The organism is Chitinophaga nivalis (assembly GCF_025989125.1).
In the GTDB taxonomy this organism is placed as follows: domain Bacteria; phylum Bacteroidota; class Bacteroidia; order Chitinophagales; family Chitinophagaceae; genus Chitinophaga; species Chitinophaga nivalis.
In genome coordinates this window covers 1,857,060-1,877,301 of sequence record NZ_JAPDNR010000001.1, presented here as the reverse complement: position 1 = coordinate 1,877,301, position 20,242 = coordinate 1,857,060, and the positions used below count along the sequence as shown (strand labels likewise).

At 47.9% G+C, this 20,242-nt stretch carries 16 protein-coding genes; 12 read left to right on the top strand and 4 right to left on the bottom strand.

The genetic code is table 11. The annotated features are described in order from the left end of the window. The first annotated feature begins 68 nt into the window (after positions 1-68). The 5 genes from pckA (at position 69) to OL444_RS07725 (ending at position 6,022) form a co-directional block, all read left to right on the top strand. A complete protein-coding gene (gene pckA / locus OL444_RS07745) occupies positions 69-1,673 on the top strand; it encodes a phosphoenolpyruvate carboxykinase (ATP) (protein ID WP_264733796.1) in 1,605 nt (534 codons plus the stop codon). 315 nt (positions 1,674-1,988) lie between these two features. After that, the gene (gene folD, locus OL444_RS07740; RefSeq protein ID WP_264733797.1) at positions 1,989-2,876 is read left to right on the top strand and encodes a bifunctional methylenetetrahydrofolate dehydrogenase/methenyltetrahydrofolate cyclohydrolase FolD; all 888 of its coding nucleotides are present in this window, start codon (positions 1,989-1,991) and stop codon (positions 2,874-2,876) included. Between the two features lie 41 nt (positions 2,877-2,917). Next, positions 2,918-3,550 (top strand): 7-carboxy-7-deazaguanine synthase QueE, encoded by a 633-nt coding sequence (locus OL444_RS07735; protein WP_264733798.1) that lies wholly within the window; start codon positions 2,918-2,920, stop codon positions 3,548-3,550. Between the two features lie 105 nt (positions 3,551-3,655). Further along, positions 3,656-5,539 (top strand): OmpA family protein, encoded by a 1,884-nt coding sequence (locus tag OL444_RS07730; RefSeq protein WP_264733799.1) that lies wholly within the window; start codon positions 3,656-3,658, stop codon positions 5,537-5,539. A gap of 21 nt (positions 5,540-5,560) precedes the next feature. Continuing rightward, the gene (locus OL444_RS07725; RefSeq protein ID WP_264733800.1) at positions 5,561-6,022 is read left to right on the top strand and encodes a DUF1569 domain-containing protein; all 462 of its coding nucleotides are present in this window, start codon (positions 5,561-5,563) and stop codon (positions 6,020-6,022) included. Between the two features lie 106 nt (positions 6,023-6,128). Here OL444_RS07725 and OL444_RS07720 read toward each other — a convergent pair whose 3' ends face one another. Next, positions 6,129-6,935 carry a 5'-nucleotidase, lipoprotein e(P4) family gene (locus tag OL444_RS07720; RefSeq protein WP_264733801.1) on the bottom strand — a complete coding sequence of 269 codons (807 nt, stop codon included), beginning with the start codon at positions 6,933-6,935 and terminating at the stop codon, positions 6,129-6,131. Positions 6,936-7,026: 91 nt separating this feature from the next. Between OL444_RS07720 and dprA the strand changes: the two genes are divergently transcribed. The 7 genes from dprA to OL444_RS07685 all read left to right on the top strand — a co-directional run bounded on the left by dprA (position 7,027) and on the right by OL444_RS07685 (position 16,086). After that, positions 7,027-8,127, top strand: coding sequence for a DNA-processing protein DprA (gene dprA / locus OL444_RS07715; protein ID WP_264733802.1), 1,101 nt, complete (start codon positions 7,027-7,029; stop codon positions 8,125-8,127). A gap of 142 nt (positions 8,128-8,269) precedes the next feature. Continuing rightward, entirely contained in the window at positions 8,270-9,742 is a 1,473-nt protein-coding gene (gene guaB / locus OL444_RS07710) for an IMP dehydrogenase (RefSeq protein WP_264733803.1), read from the top strand. A gap of 187 nt (positions 9,743-9,929) precedes the next feature. After that, positions 9,930-11,531 (top strand): apolipoprotein N-acyltransferase, encoded by a 1,602-nt coding sequence (gene lnt, locus OL444_RS07705; RefSeq protein WP_264733804.1) that lies wholly within the window; start codon positions 9,930-9,932, stop codon positions 11,529-11,531. After that, entirely contained in the window at positions 11,512-12,303 is a 792-nt protein-coding gene (locus tag OL444_RS07700) for an alpha/beta fold hydrolase (protein ID WP_264733805.1), read from the top strand. The genes lnt and OL444_RS07700 overlap by 20 nt, the downstream gene beginning before the upstream one ends. Before the next feature lie 15 nt (positions 12,304-12,318). Further along, positions 12,319-14,937 carry a PKD domain-containing protein gene (locus tag OL444_RS07695; protein ID WP_264733806.1) on the top strand — a complete coding sequence of 873 codons (2,619 nt, stop codon included), beginning with the start codon at positions 12,319-12,321 and terminating at the stop codon, positions 14,935-14,937. A gap of 87 nt (positions 14,938-15,024) precedes the next feature. Next, complete coding sequence (locus OL444_RS07690; protein ID WP_264733807.1) at positions 15,025-15,780, top strand: SDR family NAD(P)-dependent oxidoreductase; 756 nt, start codon at positions 15,025-15,027, stop codon at positions 15,778-15,780. A gap of 150 nt (positions 15,781-15,930) precedes the next feature. Then, complete coding sequence (locus OL444_RS07685; RefSeq protein ID WP_264733808.1) at positions 15,931-16,086, top strand: hypothetical protein; 156 nt, start codon at positions 15,931-15,933, stop codon at positions 16,084-16,086. 64 nt (positions 16,087-16,150) lie between these two features. On the opposite strand, the gene OL444_RS07680 is transcribed toward OL444_RS07685, so the two are convergent. The 3 genes from OL444_RS07680 to OL444_RS07670 all read right to left on the bottom strand — a co-directional run bounded on the left by OL444_RS07680 (position 16,151) and on the right by OL444_RS07670 (position 20,128). After that, positions 16,151-17,377, bottom strand: a complete 1,227-nt coding sequence (locus OL444_RS07680) for a sialidase family protein (RefSeq protein ID WP_264733809.1) — start codon at positions 17,375-17,377, stop codon at positions 16,151-16,153. A gap of 4 nt (positions 17,378-17,381) precedes the next feature. Beyond that, entirely contained in the window at positions 17,382-19,664 is a 2,283-nt protein-coding gene (locus OL444_RS07675; protein ID WP_264733810.1) for a TonB-dependent receptor, read from the bottom strand. A 158-nt stretch (positions 19,665-19,822) separates the two neighbouring features. Continuing rightward, entirely contained in the window at positions 19,823-20,128 is a 306-nt protein-coding gene (locus tag OL444_RS07670; RefSeq protein ID WP_264733811.1) for a hypothetical protein, read from the bottom strand. Positions 20,129-20,242 lie beyond the last annotated feature (114 nt).

Genomic DNA, 20,242 nt, shown 5'->3' with positions numbered 1-20,242 from the left:
CACGGATAAAATTTGACAATATCAAAAAATCCCTAGTTTTGCTTTTACACCAAAACAATCTTGCTTTTATGCAAATGAGTAGCGTAAGGAATCCTGTTGCTGACTTACGGGAATTAGGCATAGAGAACGCGTCTAACGTTTATTATCAACTTTCTCCTGAGAAACTGGCAGAGCAAACTATTGCCAGAAAACAGGGAGTATTATCAGACACCGGCGCCCTTGCAGTGAATACGGGCACTTTCACCGGCCGTTCTCCTAAAGACAAGTTTATCGTTAAAGACACGATCACTGCCGATACGGTAAACTGGAATGATTTTAACATTCCCATTTCTGAGGAAAATTTTGATCGTCTATATAGCAAAATCACCAGCTATTTTTCCGGTAAAGATGTGTGGGTACGCGACTGCTACGCCTGCGCTGATGAAGATTACCGGGTAAATATCAAAGTGGTGACTGAGCTGCCATGGTCAAGCCTGTTTGCGTATAACATGTTTCTCCGCCCTGCAGAAGAAGAGCTGGACTACATGCATACCGACTGGACTGTGATTCAGGCGCCCGGCTGCCTCGCTGATCCTGCTACAGACGGTACCCGTCAGCAAAACTTCTCCGTTGTAAACTTCACTAAAAAAGTGATCATCATAGGCGGTAGCGCTTATACCGGAGAAATCAAAAAAGGTATTTTCACCATCCTCAACTATGTACTGCCGCACAACAAAAATGTGCTGAGCATGCACTGCTCTGCCAACCAGGGAGATAATGGCGACACAGCTATTTTCTTTGGTCTGAGCGGTACCGGAAAAACCACGCTGAGTGCTGATCCATCCCGCAAACTGATCGGTGATGATGAGCATGGCTGGACAGCTTCCGGTGTATTCAATTTCGAAGGCGGATGCTATGCAAAATGTATTGATCTGACCGAAGAAAAAGAACCACAGATCTTCCGTGCAGTACGTGAAGGCGCTTTGCTGGAGAACATTACTTTCTTCCCGGGCACCCAAACCGTTAACTACGCCGATAAAAGCATTACGGAAAATACCCGCGTATCTTATCCGTTGCCTTATATCGACAATGCACTGGAACCTTCTGTAGGTGGTATTCCTAAAAACATCTTCTTCCTCACCTGCGACGCTTATGGCGTATTACCGCCAATTTCCAGGCTGTCTCCAGGTCAGGCGATGTACCAGTTCATTTCCGGCTATACTGCTAAAGTAGCGGGTACCGAAGCTGGTATCACCGAACCTAAATCTACTTTCAGCGCATGTTTTGGCGCACCTTTCCTCCCGCTGCACCCTGCGCAGTATGCACAGATGCTGGGCGAAAGAATGCGTAAATACGATGTAAACGTATGGCTCATCAACACAGGTTGGACAGGTGGTGCCTATGGCATTGGTAACCGTATTAAACTGGCTTACACCCGTGCGATGATTACCGCTGCCTTAAATGGCGAACTGACTAATGCAACCTTCCAGGCACATAGTGTATTTGGTTTCGAAGTTCCTGCCAGCTGCCCTGGTGTTCCGGATGAAATTCTGGACCCACGCAATACCTGGGAAGATAAAGCGGCATACGATGCACAGGCAAAAGACCTGGCTACCCAGTTTGTACGCAATTTCGAGAAATACGCATCCGCTGCAGAAGCAGAGATCTTAGCTGCTGCTCCGAAAATCGGATAATCAAATGTGATCTGAGTGAGCTTATTGCACGCGACAATGAGTAACCTTATTATAAAGTTTTGCCTTATAAATTTCCACAACGTACGTTCTGACGGGCGCAATGCCTGAGCAAAACAGGTTCCTTTCCCGGGAACTTGTTTTGCTGAACTGCGACAACTTATTCATTTAAAGACACGCTGGGGTTCACCCAAAATCAAACATTTTGGGTGAACTTTTTTTCTTTCGCCTCCTGTATTTCCAGCCTGCCACTTCCCCTGTCATCTCCCTGTAATGTAATTCTCCCGGCAGATTTCTGCTTTTTCCTTACCTTTGCACATGCAAATTTTAGACGGTAAACTAGTTTCTGAGGCTATAAAAGCCCAATTAGCCGCTCAGGTGGCTGAGTTAAAGGCCGCTGGTAAAAAGGTTCCTCACCTGGCAGCCATTCTGGTAGGTAACAATCCTGCAAGTGAAACCTACGTAGCATCCAAAGTAAAGTCATGTGCTGAATGCGGGTATAATTCCACACTCTTCCGCTTTGATGCCCAGATCTCTGAAAAGCATCTGCTGGATCAGATTATCCTGCTCAACGAAAATCCTGATATCGATGGTATCCTGGTACAGTTACCACTGCCTAAACATATCAGCGAAGAATTGGTTATCAATACTATAGATCCCAGCAAAGACGTGGATGGTTTCCATCCGATGAATGTGGGTAAAATGGTAAGCGGTTTACCTGCTTTCATTCCGGCCACACCATACGGCATTATGCTGATGCTGGAACATTACAATATTCCCACCAAGGGCAAACACGCCGTAGTAATCGGCCGCAGCCATATTGTGGGTACACCGATGAGCATCTTACTGAGCCGCAATACCAATCCGGGCAACTGCACAGTTACCCTCACCCACTCCCAGACACATAATCTGGCAGAAATTTGTAAACAGGCAGATATTATCATCGCTGCGATCGGTAAACCGGACTTTGTAACCGCAGATATGGTAAAAGAAGGCGCAGTAATCGTAGATGTAGGTATTAACCGGGTAGAAGACGCCAGCAAGAAAAGCGGATTCCGCCTGAAAGGAGATGTGAAGTTTGATGAAGTAGCGCCTAAGTGCAGCTACATTTCTCCGGTACCAGGTGGCGTAGGACCCATGACTATTGCTGCTTTGCTTAAAAACACCTACCACGCCGCCATCGGCCTGAAAGGAAGTATGAATTAAAAGAAATGCCGGTATAATACCGGACATTTGTGAAGTAAGTCATGTCAGCAATTACAACAAATATTAGTATCAATACAGCCACCTTGCCAGTGATGGAACGTTTTTACACCATCCAGGGAGAAGGGTTTCACCAGGGAAGGGCGGCTTATTTTATCAGACTGGGCGGCTGTGATGTCGGTTGCGTATGGTGTGATGTAAAAGACAGCTGGGACGCCAGCAAACACCCGCAGTTACCGATTACGGAACTGGTGGCAGATGCAGCGCGTAACCCTGGCCGTATTGCCGTTATTACCGGTGGCGAGCCCTTGTTACACAACCTCGACGCACTCACCAAAGCCCTGCATAAGGCAGGTTTTCATACCCATATGGAAACATCCGGCTCCTCTCCGCTCAGCGGCAGCTGGGACTGGATTACCCTGTCGCCTAAAAAGTTCAAAGCACCTTTACCGGAAGTATGTAAAGCGGCGCATGAACTGAAAGTAGTGGTGTACAACAAAACTGATTTTGCCTGGGCTGAGAAATATGCAGCACTGGCGGGCAAACACTGTAAACTGTACCTGCAGCCTGAATGGGAACGCAGTGCAGAAATGACACCCCTGATTATCGATTACATCAAAGACAACCCGCAATGGGAACTGTCTTTGCAGATCCATAAGTACATACAGGTACCTTAATAAAACCTGGATCATAACAGATTGGCCGGAAGATATACGCAGCAAACAACTGCCTTATCTTTCGGCCAATTTGTTATTGTTAATAGGTAATTCGTAATTTTCATTATGAAAAATACCTTGCTGTTACTATTCGCTTGTTTATGTGCATCAGCAGTGCACGCGCAAACGGTCACCTATGAAACCGCACCAAAGAAAGCCAAAGCCAGTTTTGACCGTGCAGTAGATGCGGTACGTACCTATCAGTCGCAGGAAGCCATCAAATGGCTGCAGGATGCCCTGAAAATTGCGCCAGGCTTCACCGACGCATACGGACAAATGGGCCTGTGTTATGTAGAAATGAAAAACTATGCGGCCGCTGTCCGGGCCTTTGAACAATTAAAACAGCTGGATAGCAGCGGACTTCGCCCCGTGATGGTACCTTATTCCAAAGCACTGGCAGGAACCGGAAATTTCGTAGGGGCGTTACAGTTAATCAGTCAGTATCTCGCCGTTGCCAAATCTAAAAATCCGGCAGCAGAAAAACTGAAAACCAACTACACCTTTGCCGTCCAACAACAACATACGGTTCCCTTTCAGCCGCAAAACCTGGGCGATCCTATCAACAGCAAAGACCCGGAATATTTTCCTTCGCTCACCATCGATAGTAAGACCCTTATTTATACCCGCCGGGTAAACGGACGGAATGAAGATTTTTATATCAGCCATCGGGATAGCACCGGCTGGCAACCCGCACAGAATATGGGCGAACCAGTGAACTCCTCTTTCAATGAAGGCGCACAGAATATTTCCCAGGATGGCAGCTTACTGATATTTACCGGTTGTGAATTTCCGGAAGGGAGAGGCAGCTGCGACCTTTATTACTCAGAAAAAACAGCTACCGGCTGGACGGCTCCCAAAAACCTGGGGGCACCGGTTAACACCCGCGACTGGGAATCACAGCCTTGTTTATCTGCCGATAACCAAACCCTGTATTTTGCCCGGGAAACACCGGAAAGCGGCGCGGATATTTTTGTGACTACGCGGCAGCAAAACGGACAGTGGAGTGTACCGCAACGGTTAGGCCCCAACATCAACACCGGCGGCCGGGAAACCACTCCTTTTATCCATGCCGACGGGCAAACGCTGTATTTCGCATCCAATGGTCACCCGGGTTATGGTGGCCTGGATATTTTCTATTCCCGGCGGCAACCGGACGGCAGCTGGGGGCCTGCTACCAACCTGGGATATCCTATCAATACCATCGATGAAGATGCCTCCCTCGTCGTAGAAGCCAATGGCAAAACTGCCTACTTTGCTTCCGATCGTTCCGATACCCGCGGCGCACTGGATATCTATAGTTTTGAACTATATCCGGAAGCCCGGCCGCTGCAAACTTTGTATGTAAAAGGTTATGTGTATGATACCCTTTCCCATGCCCGGCTGACAGCTAATATTGATGTGATTGACCTGCAGGGTGGTTATACCATTGCAGCCGTACGTACCAACGAGAACGGCGATTTCCTCGCACCACTGCCGGTAGGGAAAGATTATGCTTTTCATGTCAATAAAAAAGGGTATCTTTTTTACTCAGATAATTTCTCACTGAAAACACATAACCCAGGCATTCCGTTTGAAAAAAACATTCCACTACAACCACTGGCAGCCAATGCCAGTATTATCCTGCATAATATTTTCTTCGACAGTAAGGCCTATGACCTGAAACCGGCATCGCTGACAGAACTGAATAAACTGGTGAATCTTTTACAGGATAATCCAACCGTGAAAATTGAAATAGCTGGTCATACCGACAATGTTGGCAGTGATAAAGACAACCTGTTGTTATCAGAAAACCGGGCCAAAGCAGTGGTGAAATACCTGACTGGAAAAGGCATTGCTGCAAGCCGGCTGACAGCGAAAGGCTTTGGAGAAACACAGCCAATCGCCACCAATGATACCGAAGATGGGCGTGCTGCCAACAGGCGTACCGTATTCCGGATTATCAGTATGTAGTTATCCATTAAAACCACCAATATGATGGCAACCGATTTTTTAACAGCTCCTCAACTGACGGTCTATCTCGAACGACTACACGAAGATACGCCTGCTGTATGGGGAAAGATGAATGCGATACAGATGCTGGAGCACCTGGGCGCTGCGTTACAGGCATCCTGCAACACGAAGGGGCCGCAGGAGGTAGTAACCCCTCCTGAAAAGATAGACCAGTACAAAGCGTTCCTGCACAACGATCAGGAAATAAGACGTCATACGCCGAGCCCACTCCAGGGCGAGATACCACCACCTCCCAGGGCAGCCGATATTGCCACAGCGGCAGACAGACTACTGGAGGAAGTAAATAATTTTCATACCTACTTTCAACAGCTGCCCGAACGGCAAACCGTACATCATATTTTCGGCCTGCTGGATTATAATGAGTGGTTACTGTTTCATAAAAAACATATCGAACACCACTTCCGGCAATTTGCGGTCTTGTAAAAACGTCGCCTGTTGACGCAGGTAATAAAATACATTGGCCCGTAAACTCAGCTGCTCCTGCACTGAGTTTATGGGCCAATATGCTTTATCGCTTATAATAAAGTAATCAGTAATTCTTCAACCGGCTTTGCATCACGGAGTCTTTCTGTTGTGTGGAAAGGTTATATTGATAATTATACAAAGCGCCTTCCCAATCGCCATACATCGGGTTGGGCAGCACAATAAAGCGGCTGCCGAAGTTGGCAGCAGCCTTCAATGCCGTTTCGTTTCTGACAGCATATGGCTTTTTATCGAAGATGTCGGAAAAGTCGCTCAGGTTATCTCCAAACAATAACACAATTTCATACTGTTTCAACACTTCCTGCCGGCGTGGTTCTTTACCGGAGGTAGTTGTTTTCAGCAACAGGTGTTGTGCATCAGCATTCGGGAACCCGTACTGCTGCAGGTTTTTCAGGGTTGCTTCTTTTTCAGCCGCTACTCTGTTGGTGATATAAAACACGGTTACATTTCTGGAAGCCGCATATTTAAAAAAGGCAGGTGCTCCGGGTACCGTATCTGCACTGGCTTTAGCGGTCCATTCTGCCCAGCTTTTTTCATCATAGGTTTTTCCGCTCAATGCCTGATGTACAGAATAAGGACTGTTATCCAATACTGTTTCATCAATGTCTGTCACTACTGCCAGTGGTTTATTTCCCCGTTGTGCCAGGTATTGATCTAACCGCCATGCTGCCAGCTGATAGGCCTGCAGACACAACGCCTTGTATTCACCGGATTGCTGCTGATACAGCGCCGCCCATGCCGGCCCTTTGGGCAGCAGTGGGGCAGTGGTATTTTGGGTAACCACAGGTTGTGTTGTTTTACATGCCAACATACCTAACAATAATACACTTATCCATAACCGTTTCCTGATCATAAAATTTTCTATTTGAGGTTACAAAAATAATTCGTGCTGCGGATAAAAAAGTAAAGAAGGAAAATTGTAATTTAATTACAAATTGTTTGTTATGCCCGATGAATTAATGTATCAGATTGCATTAACACGGATACCATTAATCGGAGATGTTATTATTAAGAAGTTATTGGAACATTTCGGCAGTGCTGCCCACATCTTTAAAGCAAAAAAATATGAGCTGGAAAGAATAGAGACAGTAGGGGTTATCAGGGCTGCTGCCATCCTTCATTTCCGTGATTTTACTGCCATAGAAAAAGAAATCAGCTTTATACAAAAATATCATATACAGCCTTTATTCTGTACAGATCCAGCATATCCGCAACGGTTGTTACAATGCTATGACAGTCCGGCGATGTTGTATTTCAAAGGCAATGCAACACTCAATCCTTCCCGGATGGTAAACATGGTGGGCACCCGGCATCCTTCTGCATATGGCAAAATGATCTGTGAGCAACTGGTACAGGAGCTGGCAGCAGCAGGAGTTACCCTTGTCAGTGGTTTGGCGTATGGTATAGACATTATTGCCCATCAGGCGGCACTGCTACATCAACTGCCTACCATCGGGGTATTGGCGCACGGACTGGACCGCATTTATCCGCCGGCACACAAGCAGATTGCCGTGCAAATGCTGGAGCAGGGCGGGTTACTGACGGACTATATGAGTCAGACTCAACCGGACCGCCAGAATTTCCCCAGGCGCAATCGCATTGTAGCGGGGCTTTGCGATGCCACCATTGTGATTGAAAGTGGCCTGGGTGGCGGCTCATTGATTACTGCAGACCTAGCTAACGGCTACAACCGGGATGTGTTCTGCATTCCGGGGCGGGTACATGAGTCACAGGCAGCCGGCTGTAATTATCTGATCAAAAATAACAAGGCCATGCTGATTACCTGCGCAGCAGATATCCTGGACGTCATGCGGTGGCAGGAACAAGCCCCGTTGGCACCCCGGGCAGCGCCAGGACTGTTTCCGGAGTTATCTGCCGCAGAACAGGAGATTATGACCCTTTTCCGGGAAAAATCGCAGCGGCACCTGGATGAATTATATCTCCAAACCCGGCTTTCCGGTAGTCAGGTGGCTACGGCTGTGTTTAATCTGGAAATGCAAAGTATGCTAAGATGCTTACCAGGACAGGTATACGAGCTGATTTAACAGCTACTTTACAGCTTAAGCAAATGTCAATAACGATTATTTAACAGCTGAAAACAGGAGGCTGCGAGCCATTATTTTATTTATTGGGCAAATAGGTGTACATTTGCGTGCAATTATTTTTTAACTGATTAATAGTTGCATCATGCCTGCGGGAAAATCTAAACCCAAATTTGTAGCTGACGGACTAACATTCGATGATGTGCTCCTGGTACCGGCCTACTCTGAAGTTCTGCCTAAAGAAGTAAATATCTCTACGCAATTAACAAAAAACATCCGGCTGAATATACCGATGGTATCTGCAGCGATGGATACTGTTACAGAAGCCACGCTGGCAATCTCCCTGGCGAGGGAAGGCGGAATAGGTATTCTCCACAAAAACATGAGCATCGAACGGCAAGCCGAAATGGTAAGACGGGTTAAACGTAGTGAAAGCGGATTAATCATCGATCCGGTTACACTGAAACCCGACGCTACTATCGGTGAAGCGTTACGACTCATGAAAGAAAACGGCATCGGTGGTATTCCCATTACTGATGACAACGCCAAACTGGTAGGCATCCTTACCAACAGGGATCTCCGGTTTGAGAAAAATAAAAAACGCCTGGTAAAGGACGTAATGACCAGCGAAAAGCTGATCACTGCACCTGAAGGTACCGATCTGAAAAAAGCAGAGAAAATTCTCCAGCAATATAAGATTGAGAAATTACCGGTTGTTAATAAACAAGGTAAACTGGCCGGCCTGATCACTTACCGTGATATTCTGCAGCTGACCAGCTACCCTAACGCGGTAAAAGATGAATTCGGCCGTTTACTGGTAGGTGCTGCACTGGGTATCACCAATGATCTGCTGGATCGCGCACAGGCCCTGATCAACGTAGGAGTGGACGTGGTTTGCCTGGATAGCTCTCATGGTCACGCCGTTGCGGTATTAAACAACCTGAAAAAATTAAAGAAAACCTTCCCTAAACTGCAGGTGATAGCTGGTAACGTAGCTACCGGCGACGGCGCACTGGCACTGGCGCAAGCCGGCGCTGATGCCGTAAAAGTAGGCGTAGGTCCGGGTTCTATCTGTACTACCCGTATCGTAACAGGTGCCGGATTCCCGCAGCTGTCTGCCGTACTGGAAGCCGCAGAAGCCCTGAAAAAACTGGGTATTCCGGTGATTGCAGATGGTGGTATCCGATATACCGGTGATATGGTAAAAGCACTGGCTGCCGGCGCTTCCTGTATCATGGCAGGTTCCATCTTTGCCGGTGTGGAAGAAAGCCCCGGAGAAACCATCATCTACGAAGGACGTAAATTCAAATCCTACCGTGGTATGGGTTCTATTGAAGCCATGCAGGAAGGAAGTAAAGATCGTTACTTCCAGGATGAAGATGATATCAAGAAACTGGTACCGGAAGGTATCGTAGGTCGTGTTCCCTACAAAGGTATGCTGGCTGAAATTGTACAGCAATTTGTAGGCGGTTTACGTGCAGGTATGGGTCTTACCGGTTCTAAAGACATCAAAACGCTGCAAGGTGCACAGTTCGTGAAGATCACTTCTGCTACCGTAAGGGAAAACCACCCGCACGATGTAGTGATCACCAAAGAAGCACCTAACTACAGCAGATAAGCATAACGTCATAACACAAACATAATACAACGCCTGGTATCTCCTATACCGGGCGTTGTTGCTTTCTGACACGCCAGTTATTGCCATTATATACCATTCCCACCGCTTGTACAGGCTTAGTTGTTTGTTTTCCGCTATTCCCCGCTTATCTTCGCTCCGGTACATCATCCGTAATTTGTAGTGCTACATGAAATTCGTATTAAGTATACTTACCGGTGTGTTGCTTTGGCTGGCCTGGCCCACCCTTCCGCTGACACCGCTCATTTTTATCGGGCTTACCCCGTTGTTTTATCTCACGGAACGTGTACAAAACCGCTGGCAATACTTTGGCCTTATCTTCCTGGCTTTCCTCACCTGGAACGTGGGTTCCACCTGGTGGGTAGGTAATACTACCGTACCTGCCAGCGGCGTATTTGCCAATTGTTTTAATGCCCTGCTGATGAGTATCCCCTGGCTGGGATATAAAAATACCCGGCGCAAATTGCCGGAATCCGCCGCTTATTTTGCCCTGATCGTATATTGGTTAACGTTTGAACTCATTCACCAGACCTGGGAGCTAAGCTGGCCATGGCTGGTGTTGGGCAATGCTTTTGCCCTCCGGCCGGGATGGATACAATGGTATGAATTTACCGGCGCCAGCGGCGGTACCCTATGGGTGCTCACAGCTAATATAGCGGTATATCATACCTGGAAACAATTACGGCTACACGGCGCAGCGGGTATTACACACATAGTGAAATCCCTGCTGGCGCCATTGGCGGTTATACTGCTGCCTTTACTGTTATCCGCCTTTATTCATCCCATACCGGATAATCCGGCCCGCAAAACAGGCATCGTCATTGTGCAACCCAATATTGATCCCTATGACGAGAAATTTAATTCCGGCACCGCGATGCAGCAGCTGGAAAAGTTCCTGCGCCTCACCCAACAGCAGGCCGACAGCAATACCCGTTACATCATATGGCCCGAAACAGCGCTGTTTCCCCGGGGAGCCTGGGAGAGCCAGCTGAACTACCAGCAGGAAGTAATTGCCATCCGGGAGATGCTGCGTAAGTATCCTAAAGCCCGGCTCATTACCGGCGGCGTGACCATGAAAGAATATCCGGCCGGAGAAGCTCCTGCCACTGCCCGCGACCTGGAAGGTGACCGGAAATGGGATGCCTTCAACAGTGCCCTGCAGATTGATACTTCCAATAGCATTCAGATATACCACAAATATGAACTGGTGCCTGGTGTAGAACTGATTCCCTACGTCCGGTATCTCACCTTCATGCAATATGTAGCCATGGATATGGGCGGCATTTCGGGCAGCTACGGCCGTACACCGGATGCCACCCTGCTGACCAATACCAGCGACAGTATAAAAGTGTTTCCTACCATCTGCTACGAATCCGTATTCAGCAATTATGTGGGCGCACAGGTAAAAACCGGTGCAGACCTGCTGGTAATCATCACCAATGATGGCTGGTGGGGCAATACGGAAGGGCACCGGCAACACCTGCAGTATGCCCGCATCCGGGCCATCGAAACCCGCCGCTGGGTGGCCCGCAGCGCCAATACCGGCATCTCCGCGGTAGTAGATCCGGCCGGCAATATTTCACATCCGCAGCCTTACTGGCAGGAAGCAGTTATTAAAGCAACTGTAACTCCCAGGAAGGATATTACGTTTTATGTGAAAAATGGAGATCTCATTTCGAAAGGAGCGGTGATATTTTGTATCTTGTTATTGGTATATAGTTTTATGTCACGTTTTATTCCCGGTTTAAAACATGCGGAAATCCATCAATAACGGCAGTAACAGCTGGCAGGACGACGGCAATGGCGCAGTAGTAGTATTGATACATGGTTTTGCAGAAAACAGCCAGCTGTGGGAAGAACAGGCTGCCGCACTTGCGTCGCATTACCGGGTGATTATCCCTGATTTACCTGGCACGGCCGGTGTACCCCTGACTACCCCACTCAGTATCGACTCCATGGCGGAGTACGTGTATGCGATATTGTTAGCCGAAGACATTAAAAATATCACAGTAATCGGACATTCCATGGGAGGCTATGTTGCCCTCGCCATGGCAGAGAAATATCCCGGGCTCCTGAAGGGATTGGGGCTTTTCCACTCCACTGCTACCGCAGACAGTGAAGAAAAAAAAGAAGGCCGGCGCAAGTCCATCAAGATGATGCAGCAATACGGCGCGGATACATTTTTACGGCAAACCCTGCCCAATATGTTCAGCCCTGTATTTAAAGCCGGGCATCCTGCCGTTGTGGAAGCGTATGTGAAAATGGGTGCTGCCTGTCCACTGCCCACCCTCATTGCTTACTATGAAGCCATGATGGTACGTCCGGACAGAACAGCCGTATTAAAAAGTTTGCCCGTTCCCGCACTTTTTGTGATCGGGAAGGATGACGTAGCGGTACCGCCGGAAGTAGTGTTACCACAAATAACACTGCCGCGTATCAGCAGCATCCACATCTTTGAAGAAGTAGGCCACATGGGTATGTGGGAGGTGAAAGAGGCCAGTGAGGTGATTTTACAGCAGTTTATTGCATTTTGTCAACTATAACACTCTGAATCACTTATGGTGCAAAAGACCATTATCATCATGCTCTGCACGATGTGTTCCCTCATGGCACAAGCCAGCCATATTATAGGCGGACAGGTCTACTATAAATTTATCCGGAGCTCCGGTAATATGTATACTTACCGGATCTCCCTGAAGCTATACCGCATTTGTGAAAGCGGCGACAGAATAGCAGAAATGCCTGCTGCCGTTATCCTCTCTTCCTTTAACAGACCAGACAATACCCTGAAAGACAGGTACACCATCAACCGTACCGACTTCCAGGTAAAAGAACTCAACAATGTAGACCCTTGTATTGTCAATCCTCCGCGTGTATGCTTCCAGGTAGGTTTATACGAAACCGAAATTACGCTGCCACTTAACGAAGAAGGCTATACGATTGCCTTTCAAAGTTGCTGTCGCGACCCGTTCATGGTCAATATTATATCTGACCCCATTCCCAATCAGCCAGGAGACTTTGGCTCGGGGGCCACTTATTTTATAGAAATTCCCGGCAGTAACAGCAATGCTGCCAACAACTCCAGCCCGGTGTTTAAAAAAGAAGAAGCCACCCTGGTTTGTGCTGAGCGAAAATTCTCCTACGATTTTTCGGCCAGTGATCCGGACGGCGATCAACTGACCTATGAACTTTGTAATGCCTACAAAGGAGGCCAGCTCACCCCGCAGGGAGGTATTCCGCCTGCTGCCGGTAATCCGCCTTATCCATTACTGTCTTATCAATCACCTTATAGCGGATCCCAGCCATTGGGACCCAATGTAACCATCGATGCCAAAACCGGTATCATCTCCGGAATTGCGCCTTCCGCCGGTAAATATGTGGTAACGGTTTGTGTCAATGAATTCCGTAATGGCGTGAAAATAGGGACGTTGCGGAAAGACTTCCATGTGAATGTTACCACCTGTGTAAAACGGGTGACAGCCGCCATGCCCGAGAAATACGCGGAGTGTACTGGTCTTACCATTCAGTTTATCAACAAAAGTACCCCCGGCAAGCCTTATTTCTGGGACTTCGGCGATGGTACTACCCTAAGTACCACCAGTCTGGGCCCCATTTCCCATACCTACCCGGCAGCCGGTACTTATCATGTAAAGTTATATGTAGATAAAAACAGTAATTGCGGCGATAGTGCGACGGCTATCGTATACGCCTATCCGTTTTTCAGTCCGGACTTTATCGTTACCGGCAAGTGTGTGCAAAAGCCCAGCCTTTTCACCGACCGATCGCGGATCGATGTAGGGGCAAAAGAATATGTGAAATGGGATTTTGGCAACGGCGATACCTCCAATGTCCCTAATCCCCTGTATCAGTATAAAAAGGCCGGCACCTATATGGTGACCATGTACCTGCGCTCTACCAAAGGCTGCGAACGTATTGATACGCAAAATGTCACCATTTACGACAAGCCGCCTTTCAGTGCTACCGAAGACACCCTGCTGTGCGCCAAAGACAGCCTGCATATGTGGGCTACCAGCAGTTTACCCGGTACCTATTCCTGGACGCCCGATAACTATTTCATCCTGCATCCCCGTACCTCCCATCCGATTGTATTTCCTAAAAAAGATACTACCTACCGCGTCACCTTTACAGACAACGAAGGCTGTACCAATGATAAAGACATTTTTGTAGATGTAAGAGACAGTATTGTCGTGCATACCCTCAGCGACAGTACCGTTTGTACCGGCGATGAAATACACCTGTATGTGGTGCCCGACGGACAGTACACTTACCGCTGGACAACACTACCCTCCAACAACCTGATCAGCACCAACCCCGATGCCTATGTAACGCCCACACCCCCACGTCAGACCTATGCCGTGGAAGCTGCATTGGGTAAATGCCGTACAGCCGATACCGTTACCCTGAAAGTAGTAGACCCACCGAAAGCTACGGCAGCACCGGATACGACTGTGTGTTACGGCGTACCCTTAACCCTCCGGGCCGGAGGCGGTTCTTCCTATCGGTGGTCGCCAGCCTACTATGTGGATGAACCAACCAGGCCGGTGACACTGGCACATCCTGTTGATACTACTTTGTTTATTGTTACGGTAACGGATACACTGGGTTGTCCCAAACTGGTGAAAGATACTGCCTGGGTAAATGTAGTGCCGCAGGTACATGCCTTTGCCGGCAACGATACCATTATCATGCTGCATACGCCGTTTCAGCTGCATGGCAGCGGGGGCGTACGTTATACCTGGTCGCCTCCCGACGGATTGAGTGATCCGAAATCCGCTGATCCCATCACCACGGTCAACCGGGACATTACCTATACCCTTACCGCCTATACGAAAGAAGGTTGTACCGGTACCGATGATATTTTTGTCCGCTTTATTGTAGGGCCGGAAATCTATGTCCCCAATGCTTTTTCGCCCAATGGGGATGGCTTAAATGATATTTTCCGGCCGTTGCCGGTAGGTATTGTTAAGATGAATTTCTTCCGGGTCTTTGACCGGTGGGGGAAACTGCTCTATAGCAGTACCGCCTATCTGAAAGGATGGGATGGCACCGTTAACGGACAGATTGCCGGCGTAGGAACCTACGTATGGGTGGTAGAAGGACTGGACATCAATAACCGTACAGTCATCCGGAAAGGTACAGTGACCCTGGTAAAATAGCCTGTTTACGCTATTTGCCGGCCTGTATCACGAAACATGCTGTGGATCCCGTGATCCTTAGTAAATTGCATAAAAACGTTACAACTCATGGGTATTGTTCTTATTACCGGCGCCACTTCCGGTTTTGGGCTGGCTTGCGCTTCTACATATGCGGCAAAAGGTTTTGATGTGATTGTTACCGGCCGCCGGAAAGACCGGTTGGACGCCTTACAGACACAACTTACACAGGAATACGGGATTAATGTATTACCCCTGCATTTCGATGTCAGAAATGAAGCGGAAGTACAAACTGTGCTGGGCAATATTCCGGAGAACTGGCAAGACATCGATATCCTCATCAATAATGCCGGCCTTGCAGCAGGGTTGAGTACCATTGATGAAGGCAGTACCGCTGACTGGGATGCTATGATAGATACCAATGTAAAAGGACTATTGTATGTATCCCGAACCGTGATTCCCTGGATGCGTAGTCGCACCAAAGGCCATATTATCAACATAGGATCAACAGCCGCTAAAAATGTATATGCCAAAGGCAATGTATACTGTGCCACCAAAGCCGCTGTAGATGCTATTTCCCAAGGTATGCGCATTGACCTGCTCCCTTATCGTATTAAAGTAACAGCGGTACACCCGGGGGCAGCAGAAACAGAATTTTCCCTGGTACGGTTCAAAGGAGATGAGGCCAAAGCCAAAGAGGTGTATAACGGTTTTATTTCCCTGAGTGCACAGGATGTAGCAGATGTAGTGTACTACTGCACTTCGTTGCCGCCGCATGTTTGTATCAATGACCTCGTGGTCACTCCCCTACAACAAGCAAATGCCTACTATATCGATAAAAATTAGCACGATGATGTGATTTCATTTTATATAGATAGTTTTGTATATTTGAAAACAATTATATCTTTTGCGTAGAACGGCATCCGGGATGCAAGAATTTGAAAGCAATGCCGACGAACTAAACTGACTATCTATCCATCATGAAACCATATCCCTATGCTTACATTTATCACTATGTATCTGTTACGCCTGTATTATCCGAGATGGAAAAATCAATGGCGTTTTCATGCAGACCGGTCGAAGAAGAATAATTATGGCCGTTGGGCATCCGGTAAAGACTGGATCGGACAAGGTGGTTATTCTTTCGGCTGAGCGCTGAGCAAGGTTTTTAAAGCTGCCCATGAAATATCAGCTATTTCAGGGCAGCTTTCTTTTTTTAATGCATGGTCTCCATATCCAGCCATACGGCAGCAATCCTGCCGGTATCACCGGTTTTTTCTTTATAGGCTACTAATACCTGATTTTGCTGAATGGCGCTGATCACCGGAAAAGCAGCATATACACTATCTGGGGTCAGCTGCTTTGCCGTCATGGTTTTACCGGCAGCCGATTTCAACTGAAAGCCTATCCGGCTGTTAAATCCATCCCGCCATTTTACCGGTTCATCCCATACAATGGCTACCTGATCGGCAGTAGTGGTGGCAAGCTGCGGATGTTTGGCCATAGGCGATTTACTCAACGACTCCTTTTGCGTATAGGTATGACCGTTATCCGGCGAACGACAATAGAAAACACCTTGCCCGCCTCCCATGGTAAACCAGGTAAAATGCAATCCCTGACTATTGGCCGTCAACGCCGGCCCTGTATGCGGACAGCCGTTAATTACCCAGTTGTCTGCACTGATACGCACCGGCGCCGAAAAAGTTTGTCCCTTATTCACAGATACCTGGTGTACCATGTCCCGGATTGTGTCGTTAATAATATCCCGGTAAGCCACATGGATATCGCCATTACCGGCTACATACAGCTTGGTGCGGCAACACTGACATACTGTACCCGCAATGGGCCGGGCCTCTTGAAAACCAGCTTTGGCAGCTGTAGTGGCAAAATACAACGTAGACCCTTCCGCCTGGGTATCCTTGCGGTTATCCAGCCAGATGGCCGCCGCTTCTCCACTGGGCAATAACGCCATATCAAAGTAACGCTGGTCATATCCTGCCGTATCTGTTACCAGTGGCACCGCTGGTTCCCAGGTACTTCCCTTGTCAAATGACTGGGCATACATCACCTTACCTGCGTATTTATTCCGGGCGTCATGTTGCTCCACACCAAACATTACGATCACCGTGCCATCCGGTTTAAACAACAGTTTAGGCAGGTTTTCATCATGCGGACGTACCCCGGTGGTAACCGGAATCCGTACCGGTGTACCAAACGTATAACCGTCGTCGTTAGCCACGGCGTAATACATGGTACCAGTATCGGCAGCCGGCTCTTTTTCCACCCAGCTGATTACCGGATGGCCTGTGGCATCTTTTGTGATAAACGGGCAGGAAGCATCCCTGCCACTCCCCGACAACAGATGTACCTGCTCCTTTGGTGTATTCCCTTGCTGGCAGGATACCAGCAGCCACACTATTATTCCTGCGATTAATGGTTTCATCTGATTATTTTTTTCCGGTAAATGTATATGCCACGCCAACGTTGAAGGTTTGCCGTGGTCCCGGGCGATAGGACTTGCCATAAGCCGATTTCTCTGCCGTAGTTGCATACAGCTGATCTCCCAGATTCATACAGTTCAGCCAGCATTCAAATCCATGGTATTGGTAGCCTACCCGGGCATTAAACAAATGGTAGCCACCATACATGGTGGTGTTGGCGGGGTCCATATAATAACTGCCCACATACTGCCATTCTCCACCTAACCGGAAACCGCGTAAAGACAAGGGCTTCCAGGTGATTTCCGTATTGGTGATCCACTGGGGAGCATTGTTCATCCGGTTATTGTTATAGACCACTCCTTTTTCCGTATAGGCGTTGAAGATATGTGCCGCATAGGTGCCCCCTGTACGGAAAAATATACTTTGCAGCGGGGTGTATTTTATATTCCATTCTATGCCCCTGTGTGTAGTGGCGCCGGTATTCCGGTTTTCATAAGCGCCGGATTCATTCCTCACACTTACAATTTCATTGGTACCCTTCATCGTATATAAACTCACATCTACAGATCCCTTGTTCTGTGCAAAGGCAAACCAGCCGCCAGCCTCATAGTTATAGTAGGTAGCAGATTGCAGTACCGGTACCTTCACCCCCCGATACAGTTCTGAGATATTAGGCGGTGCAAATCCTACGCTGTAATTGGCATACAATCCCCGGTTGTTGCCCAGGTTGTAGGTAAGGCCCAGTTTGGGCGTGAGGGCGTTGAAATTATTCCGCTCACTCGGCGCACCGGTAAAGGCGGAAGGCGTAAGATGATTATTAAAGTCATAATCCATTCTGTCGTAACGCAAAGCCGCTACCACTCTCAGGTTCTCTGCCGGTGAAAATTCAAACTGTGCATAAGCGGCTGTATTCAGTAGTCCTACCCGGTAATCTGTCAATACAGAATCGGTTGGCTGATAACTGATATAATAGCCTGCTTTATCTTTATCGATAGCGATATAATCCGCCACATAGGTCGCAGGACTGTAATCCACGCTCACACCCGTGATCAGCACGGCCTGTTTCCAGGCAATATTTTTCCGGTGTTGTACAATAGCGCCATAACTCTGAAAAGCATCTTTATTGATTTCTCCGTTGGCCCGCAGGGTATTTTTAATATCCCTGATTGCATAAAACGGATTCTGTCCGATGGTACTATTCCGGAAGAAAGCTGTGAAGCTGGTGTGGTTACTGCTGTTCCAGGTATGTTCGAGTGTACTGCGGAGGCGTAATGCTTTTACCTCCCGGTAGCTGAATGTTTGAAAGTTGCGGTAATCTTTGGCAAAGAAATGCGCACTATCCAGCCCGCCTGTCTGATCTGTTTTATAGTTGATCAGGGTCGCCGTATTGATCCATTTATTTTTATCGTTGAACTGATGTTCGAGTTTTGCCGTTACCGCCAGTTTGTGAAAATCGCTATGATCCATATACCCATTGGTCTGACGGGCATAATATCCTCCTATGGCATAACCTGTTTTACCCGTCGTACCGGATACCCTTACATCCGTGCGCTTATATCCCCAGTTGCTGCCTTCTACCTGTACTTTGGCTACTGGTATCCAGGTAGGCGCCATTGTAATAAAATTTACGGCCCCTCCTACCGCCTCGCTGCCATATAATGAAGAGGCAGGGCCACGGATTACTTCAATGTTCCGTAAAGCCGCCATATTCACTTCTATCAGGGCATTGTGATTAAAGTCACCCGTAGTACGGATGGGAATCCCATCCTCCAGATACAGAAACAGGCTTTTGTAACCGATAGGCTGCCGGATCGCCATGGTATGTTGTTCATTGCCCAGGTCCACCATATATACGCCGCTCACTTTATTCAGTACTTTATCCAGGGTAGTGGCTTTGGTATCCTGTAATGTTTGCGGGGATATGGTACTGATGGCCACCGGGGCTTCTGTCCGGTATTGTTTATCCCGGGAAGAAGATACAATGATCTCATTCAGATTGGTGGTGCGGGGCTGCAGGTACAGCACCGGCATTTTCGCGGCGGTAGCAACGGCTATCTGCCGGGTAATATATCCCATATAGGATATTTCTATGGAATCTGCAGCGCTGGCAGCTATGGTATATTTCCCCTGTGCATCGGTCTGGTGGCCGGCGAATTGATGCAGCAAGCGGATATTCACTCCCGGCAATACTTCCTTCGTCTGGGCATCGGCCACACGGCCATTTAATTGCTGGGCATAGCTATAGCATACAGCCATGCACGCAATGATGAGTAAACAACATTGTTTCATGTAACGTAATCATTTGCTGTCTGCAGTTAACAGACAGGAGTAGTAATCAGGTAAAGTAAGGAGGAGGAAGGGCTGCAACAGATCTGCACTGCCTGTACATCCTGCAAAGATCCGCAGATCTCCGTATGATCACAGCCGGCAGGCATCTACCCGTAAAATCAGCCAACAGTGGGCAATTGGGGTGGGTGGAAGATGGGAAATAAAGGTGTTTGTATAAACAGGTCTTTATAAAAAGCCGTACAGGTAAGCTGATCTGCCGGCGGAACGGTATAAAAAGAAGGCAGTACTTCCACAAACATCACTTCGTAACTGTCTTTTCCCCGGTTATTGTTTTTTTCCTGGCGGGTATCTTTCTCCAGCTCTTTTTTCAACTGGCATTTACCGTTACAATGCTTTTCAGGCTTATCCCTGTTTTCACAAAGTACCCGTGCGATGAATGACTGGTTGATGGTGAATTGCATCATAATAAGGCCTTTGCTGAAGTTTTGCAACAGCAGCCCTAATAAAATGCCTATGACCATCCATCTTTTCACTGCGCAAAGGTAGGGGAATGAGCAACAAGGAGCAAGGATTTTACC